General features: G+C 63.4%; 4 protein-coding genes. 2 read left to right on the top strand and 2 right to left on the bottom strand.

From position 1 onward, the window contains the following. Window positions 1-186 precede the first annotated feature (186 nt). Window positions 187-324, bottom strand: a complete 138-nt coding sequence (locus VEK15_06545; protein HXV60336.1) for a hypothetical protein — start codon at window positions 322-324, stop codon at window positions 187-189. A gap of 314 nt (window positions 325-638) precedes the next feature. Between VEK15_06545 and VEK15_06550 the strand changes: the two genes are divergently transcribed. Then, window positions 639-2,030 carry an IS110 family transposase gene (locus tag VEK15_06550; GenBank protein HXV60337.1) on the top strand — a complete coding sequence of 464 codons (1,392 nt, stop codon included), beginning with the start codon at window positions 639-641 and terminating at the stop codon, window positions 2,028-2,030. A 268-nt stretch (window positions 2,031-2,298) separates the two neighbouring features. Here the strand turns inward: VEK15_06550 and VEK15_06555 are convergent, their stop codons facing one another. Continuing rightward, window positions 2,299-5,061 (bottom strand): SNF2-related protein, encoded by a 2,763-nt coding sequence (locus tag VEK15_06555; protein ID HXV60338.1) that lies wholly within the window; start codon window positions 5,059-5,061, stop codon window positions 2,299-2,301. Window positions 5,062-6,080: 1,019 nt separating this feature from the next. Between VEK15_06555 and VEK15_06560 the strand changes: the two genes are divergently transcribed. Beyond that, on the top strand, window positions 6,081-6,821 hold a 741-nt coding region (locus VEK15_06560; protein HXV60339.1), incomplete at its 3' end, for a VWD domain-containing protein.

The raw sequence follows: 6,821 nt of genomic DNA on the forward strand, positions 1-6,821 counted from the left end.
CGGTCAGCCCGTTGAGGGCAATCCCGACCGCGCGATCAAGGGGAATCGGAGGAGAAGTTGGAGTCGCTGCCGGTGAATGCGCAACGATACTCTGGACGTCGACAACTAGCGCAAGGGCCCCGGCCACAGCCCACGATATTAGTCTCACCATCGTCGGCCCTCCTGCCGCAAAACCGTGTTTGCTCATCAAAACTGACGAAAACGCCGTGTCGTCGCGGGCATCAACTCGCTGATGACATTGTCCTCGTCCGTCGAACACCGCGGTTGAGTGGCGTGGCCAGCCTTGAGCAAACCACGAAACTCAACGAAGGTGATGGCGATCATTCTAACTCCGTCGTTCCGGAAGACGGCCACGTCCACTCCAACCGCTCGTTAGCGGCCCACGCGAAGGGTTCTCGACCCATCGGGTCAGAAACTGTAGTGCGCTTGCGTGTGCTCTCGACGTTCATAGAATGCTGGGAGCATCCGAGAGCCGAGGCCGAAACGCCACTGGAGCGGCAAGCCCGTTTGTTAGCGTGGCCCGGGGATGCTTCGGCATCGTCAATGGTGACACGCGCGAGCGTGATCCCGTTTAGGAGATTGGAACAATGCCGCATCCCTGCTCCCGGATGCCTTCGGAAGTATGAAGGAGCATCCCAATGCAACACAAGCGTGAAAAGCCCAAGAAGAAAACCCCCGTGTCCTTGCTGAAGAGGATCAACCCGAACGTCGCCGGGATCGACTGCGGCTCCGCTGAACATTACGTCGCCGTACCACCGGACCGCGACCCCACACCCGTCCAGTCGTTCAAAACCTTTACTGCCGATCTCTATCGACTCGCCGACTGGCTTTCATCGTGCGGTGTCACCAGCGTTGCGATGGAGTCCACGGGAGTCTACTGGATTCCGATTTACGAGATCCTCGAAGCCCGCGGTTTCGAAGTTGTTTTGGTCAACGCCCGCCACGTCAAAAACGTTCCTGGGCGCAAGAGCGATGTCTCGGACTGCGAATGGCTCAGGGAACTGCATAGTGTGGGACTGCTTCGCGGCAGTTTCCGCCCGGTGGCGGCCATCGCTACTCTCCGCTGCTACCTCCGCCACCGAGAGACTCTCGTCCAAAGCGCAGCAACCCATATTCAGCGTATGCAAAAAGCCCTAGTCCAAATGAACGTCCAGCTTCACCTCGTCGTCAGCGACATCACTGGCGTCACAGGCTTGCGAATCCTTCGCGACATCGTTGCGGGACGAACCAACCCCAGATTGCTTGCCAAGCATCGTGACCATCGCTGCCGCGCTTCTGAAGCGGAGATCGCCGCTGCCCTTACAGGCAATTACCTTCTCGAGCACCTCTTCGCTCTTCGCCAGAACCTCGAACTCTTCGACACGATTCAGCTTCAGATCAAGGCCTGTGACTCAGCCATCGAGGCCCAACTGAATCTCATGGCCGCTCGTTCCACCCAGAAGGCTCCTTTGCCCCCTCCTCGAAACATGCGCAAGCCTCGGGACAACGAACCCCGTTTCGAGATCCGTCCCCTCCTCCATCAAATCGCCGGCGGCGTCGACCTCTCCCAGATCGATGCCATCAGACCCTACACCGCCTTGCGCCTTATCTCCGAGATCGGAACCGACATGAACCGTTGGCCAACGGAAAAACACTTCACCTCCTGGCTCACCCTCGCACCTCAAAACAAACTCTCAGGAGGACGCCTTCTCAACTCCCGAACCCAGCCTTCCGCAAACCGCGCCGCTTCCATCCTTCGCATGGCCGCCATGAGTCTCGGCAGAACTCAGACCGCTCTCGGGGCTTACTACCGTCGCCTCGCTTATCGCGTTGGTAAAGCCAAGGCCGTCACCGCGACCGCACGAAAGCTCGCCATCATCGTCTATCGAAGCCTCAAGCACGGCCTCGTCTACACAGACCCAGGTGCCGCAGCCTACAATGCCCACGACCGCCAAAGAATCCTTCGTCGTCTCACTCAACGCGCTGCCGACCTAGGATTCGCACTCTTGGACATGCAGTCCGGAGAGCTCCTTCAGGCGTCAGTTTCTTAGGAGCTCAAGAGGTGGGGCTTCCAAAATGAAGGATTCGGCCCGGATCGGGACCGTCGTCAGAGTGCTCCGTCCGGACGGAGTAGTTTTGTTGAGCGTCAGGTGTACGAAGCCGTTCCCGGCCGAGCCGCCAGCGTTGCACAAGTTTGGCCGGACGGTCGTAAGCTCGTGGGTCATTTCGATGGGGGTGAGTTCGTCGACGAGGAGCCTTCCCGAGAGACGTCGCGGTAAATTCTCGAGAGCTCGAGGAGCTGGCCGTGTCACCGGCTTCCTATTCCAGTAGCTGCAGGAGCTCGTCGCGGGTGATGGGCGAGCTCGTCCCGCCCGTCGCCATGGCCGCCAGGGCCTGCTTGTCCTGCTGCAGCGTCAGGATCTTCTCCTCGACGGTGTTCTCGGCGACGAGCCGGTGAACGAAGACGGGCTTGTCCTGGCCGATGCGATGGGCGCGATCGAAGGCCTGCTCTTCGACCGCCGGGTTCCACCATGGATCGAACAGGAACACGTGGTCGGCGGCCGTCAGATTCAGCCCCGTGCCGCCGGCCTTGAGGGAGACGAGGAATACGGAAGCGTCCTCGTCGTTTTCAAATCGCTCCACGACCGCCGCACGCCCGCGCGTGGAGCCGTCGAGCCTGACGAAGCCGATCCCCCTCGCCCTCAGCGGTGTCTCCAGAAGATCCAGCATGCGCGTCCATTGGGAGAAGACCAGGGATTTGTGCCCCTCGTCCGTCGCGGTCCCGAGCGCGTCCATCAGTAGCTCGGTCTTCGACGAGCTCTCGGCCGTCTGTCCAGGAACCAAGGCGGGGTGACAGGCCGCTTGCCGCAGACGCAGGAGGGCTACGAGCGCGGTCAGCACGCCTCCCGGCTCCCCGAGCCGGGCGACGACGTCTCTGCGGACGGCGAGGCGTATGGCGTCGTAGATCGCCCGCTCGCGGTCGGACAGCTGAGCGCGGAGCGTGACCTCCGTGCGCGGCGGGAGCTCGGGCGCGACCTCCGCCTTGAGACGCCGCAGCACGAAGGGGCGGATCCGCTCTCTGAGTCGTCGGAGCGGCTCCGCTTCGCCGCGCTCCAACGGGCGGAGGTACCGCCGCTCGAAATCCTCCCGTGAGCCTAGGAAACCCGGATTCAAGAAATGAGATTGACTCCACAGGTCCAAGGGGCGGTTCTCGATGGGTGTTCCCGTGAGGCCGACCCGGAAGCGAGCACGAAGCGAGAAGGCCGCACGGGCGAGGTCCGTTTCAGGATTTCTGATCGCCTGGGACTCGTCGAGGACCACGACATCCCAGGAAACGGCCTCGAGTCGGTCGCGATCCAGCCTCAGGAGCGCGTGGCTCGTCACCGTCAGGTCGGCCGCTTCGTCGAGTCGCCGGTCGGCGCCGTGATACAGGCGGAGGGAGAGATCCGGACGAAACCGACGGGCTTCGGAAATCCAGTTCGCGAGGACGCTGGTCGGTGCAACAACGAGGCTTCGACCCCGAAGCGCTCCGAGCGCCTGCACGGTCTTGCCCAGGCCCATATCGTCCGCCAAGAGCGCGCCGAGACCTCCCGCCCTCAGGACGAGCAGCCACTCGACGCCGCGTCGCTGGTAATCTCGAAGCCTCGGTTCGAGCTCTCGGGGAATGGCCCCGACGGTCTCCATCTCGACCTGCCGCGGCGGCGGCATCTCCAGCGCTGCGCACAGCCGCGTCAAGTCGGGCATCGACGCGGCGGGAAGCGTTCCATCCTCGGCGCGTGCCGCGAGGAGATCGGCGAGATGGTCGCCGCATCGGTCCAGCCAGTCCTCCGGAAGGCGAGCAAAGCCCCCGGTCGTCAAGGCGACTCGCGACAGCCCCTCTTGCCAGGCGCGAAGGACGGCTTTGGGATCCGCCGATCGGCCGGGGACCTCGAAATCGACGCCGAGGCTTCGATCACCCACGTGCACGCTCGGCGTCAGGGTGCCGTGGAGTCGGAAGGCTTCGAGGCCGTCCCCTTCCACCTCGACGCCCTCGAGGTCGGAAACGAACTCGATGGCGGCCTCAGTCGAAAGCTCCTGCCCGCAATCGAGCGCCAAGCCGTATCGGCGCGCGAGCTCATCCTGCAAACGCCGCTCGGCGTCGAAATCGCGAAGCGGCACCGGCTCCGCGTATCGGATTCGGGGAAGAACGTAGAGTTGGTCGCCGTTGCGCTGCAAAAGAAACGTGAGGCGAGGCGGAGATTTCGCCGCCTTCGGAAGGCGATGGGTGCGGATATCCACGGCTGTTCGCTTCTTCAAGGAGGGGAGCACCTCTCCCGCGAGCGTCGCCACTTCGTCAGGCCCGAAAAAGCGACCGCGCGTCAGCTCCTCGCGCTCGCGTCCCGAGAGCGCGGGATCCTTCGTCGGATGAAGACAGCCGTTGTGGAGCACAAAGGGCTCACCCGTCGCCTCATCCATCCGCAGCCGAAATCCTTCACCCGCGTCCTCGACGAGCACCGGCGACACGATCGGAGCCCCCGAGACGTCGACGGGCGTCCCGTCGAACGAAACGTGCTTCGACCCGGCAAGGGCACGAAAGACGCGCTCGATCGCACCGCGCTCGAGAAGTCCGCTGAACCGTCCCCGAAGCGCCCGGTCCACCTCGAGATCCGCCGGCTTCGCGTCGAAGAGAGGTCCATGGAACGTCCCCGAGGCGATGGCCTCTAGGGAATGCTCGATGGGAACGAACGATCCCTCTTCCTCGACGCCGCGCTCGACGAAGAGACCTCCTCGGCGGCGCGACAAGCGGTAGAGAACGGGTCGGGACTGAGAAGAGCCAATCGTCCCCAGCCGTTTCGCTATGATGACGGCCGCGACGTGCTCGCACGCGTCGAGGGGGCCTTGGCAGTCGCATTCCCATGCTAGCTCCTCGGGATAGAGCGAGACGGTCGGAGCGACGGCACCGCCCATGACACGCACGCGCGCGACGACCTCGTCCTCTTCATCGGACTCGACCGTTACGGCGTGGCTCCGGGCCAGCGCCACCCCGCGAGACCATGCCTCCGGGGGACAGCGTTTCTGGACGGTGGCGAAGAGCTCTTTCAACGCGCGTCCGTGAGCTCCCTCAGTCGACGGAGCGTCGCTTCAACTTTCAGGTCGATACCCTTTCACCGTAGGCGGCCGAGGCGCGCGTGGGGTTTCCGCTCACACCGCTTCGCTCGAACCCACCTCGGGGCACTCGTTGCTCGCGTCGGACCTGTTGCGGGGCGAAGGCAAAAAGCGGCGAGGCCGATGAACACGATGTCGGTGAACCCGTGAGCCCTGAGGCTTCGCGCCGCATACTCGCAGATCTTCTTGAAGTGCTTCCAAGAGGAAGAAACTCGAAAAGCCCAGTGTTTCATGGGTTGTCGAACATTCCAAGGAAGCACGACGAAAGGACCTTTGCAGTAAAGAGAATCGTACGACAAAAACTGGTTGCTGAGAAGAGAACGATTGATCGGCCGCTGAGTGCACCCGCCTCGTCCAGAAGTGTAGGCGAAATCCCTTCCGCGCAGCCTCATTCTTCCGACACCCGGCTCCCTCGAGCTCGTTGTCTTCGTCTGCGGCATGTATCGTACCGAGATGTCTTGTAGTTCGTCGGGCATACGGTCCGTAGAACAAGAATGTCGTAGGTCTCACGATTCGCGCTCTGCGCAATGTGAAGCCCAACGACGGGATCGTCGAGGAACTCCTCCGCAAAATTCCACGCACGCGGGTCGCAGGTCGGGAACCACCGAGCGCCATCCCGACTCGACGAACAAGACCGTGTGAACCGTCCGCGGGGGAGGCCGTCCCGCCCGCTGGAGGGGACACTCTAGAGTGTTCAATGCCGTGGCGGGACCCGTGATCGATCGAGCCGCCACGGCTCGGCCTGCTTACGGCGCGGCAAGCGCGCCGGGCTCCCGCCTGCGCCCTTCGGGCTTCGGCGAGGTTCCGACGAAGCCTTGGCGAAGTCGAACGCTCCGCTCGCGCAGGGTGGGCTGAGTTTTCATCACCCTGCTACGGCAGCACCCCGTCCCGTCCTGCCGCTCGAAACGGGCAATTGAGCCGCGGCACGGTTCTTGCTGCTTGCCTCAAGCATGACGATGAAACAACGCCTCGTATACACTGCAGTTCCTCTGCTCGCGCTCGTCAGCGCCGTCGGCCCTGTCCGTGCGGAGGAGGGGCGAGCGTGGGGTGACATCCATGTCCAGACCTTGGACGGCGCGAACTACGACTTCCAGGCCGGCGGCGAGTTCGTCGCGAGTCGAGCAACGGTCGGGGATTTCGAAGTGCAGCTCCGCCTCGAGTCGACGGGCTTTGCGAGCTACGTGTCGATTCTCACCGCGGTGGCCGCGTTGGTCGACACGAGTCGCGTCTCGGTCGCGCTGGGGCGGGAGCCGATGCTTTCCGTCCAAGAGCAGCCGGTGACGCTCTTGCCCGGCGATGGCCTCGATCTGCCCGAAGGGGGGCGGGTCGAGCGGTCGCACCAAGGGCACGAGATCGTCTGGAGAGACGGCTCGAGCCTGTCCATCAGTATCGGCAAGGGGCACATCAATACCTTCCTGAGGCCCGCTGTGACCCGTCGAGGAACGCTCTCGGGTCTTTTCGGCAACTTCAACGGGAACTCCGCGGACGATATCGATGCGGTGACGGCCATCGGCGCCTCGGGCTCGAGGCTCGAAGCCAGTCTCGCCGAGTTCGCGCGAAGCCTGTTCTTCGACGACGACCATGACTGGCTCGTGTCTCAGCCGACGTCTCTCTTCGAGTACGCGCCGGGGCAAAGCACGCGGACGTTCCGGAAGCCGACGCCGAAGAGGGAAGCGAGCGCCGCCGGCCTTCCTCCC

It is taken from the genome of Vicinamibacteria bacterium, from assembly GCA_035620555.1.
Taxonomy (GTDB): domain Bacteria; phylum Acidobacteriota; class Vicinamibacteria; order Marinacidobacterales; family SMYC01; genus DASPGQ01.

Excerpts from the sequence above, each read along its gene's own strand:
- VEK15_06545 (HXV60336.1), bottom strand. The coding sequence starts at position 324 with ATGATCGCCATCACCTTCGTTGAGTTTCGTGGTTTGCTCAAGGCTGGC.
- VEK15_06550 (HXV60337.1), top strand. The coding sequence starts at position 639 with ATGCAACACAAGCGTGAAAAGCCCAAGAAGAAAACCCCCGTGTCCTTG.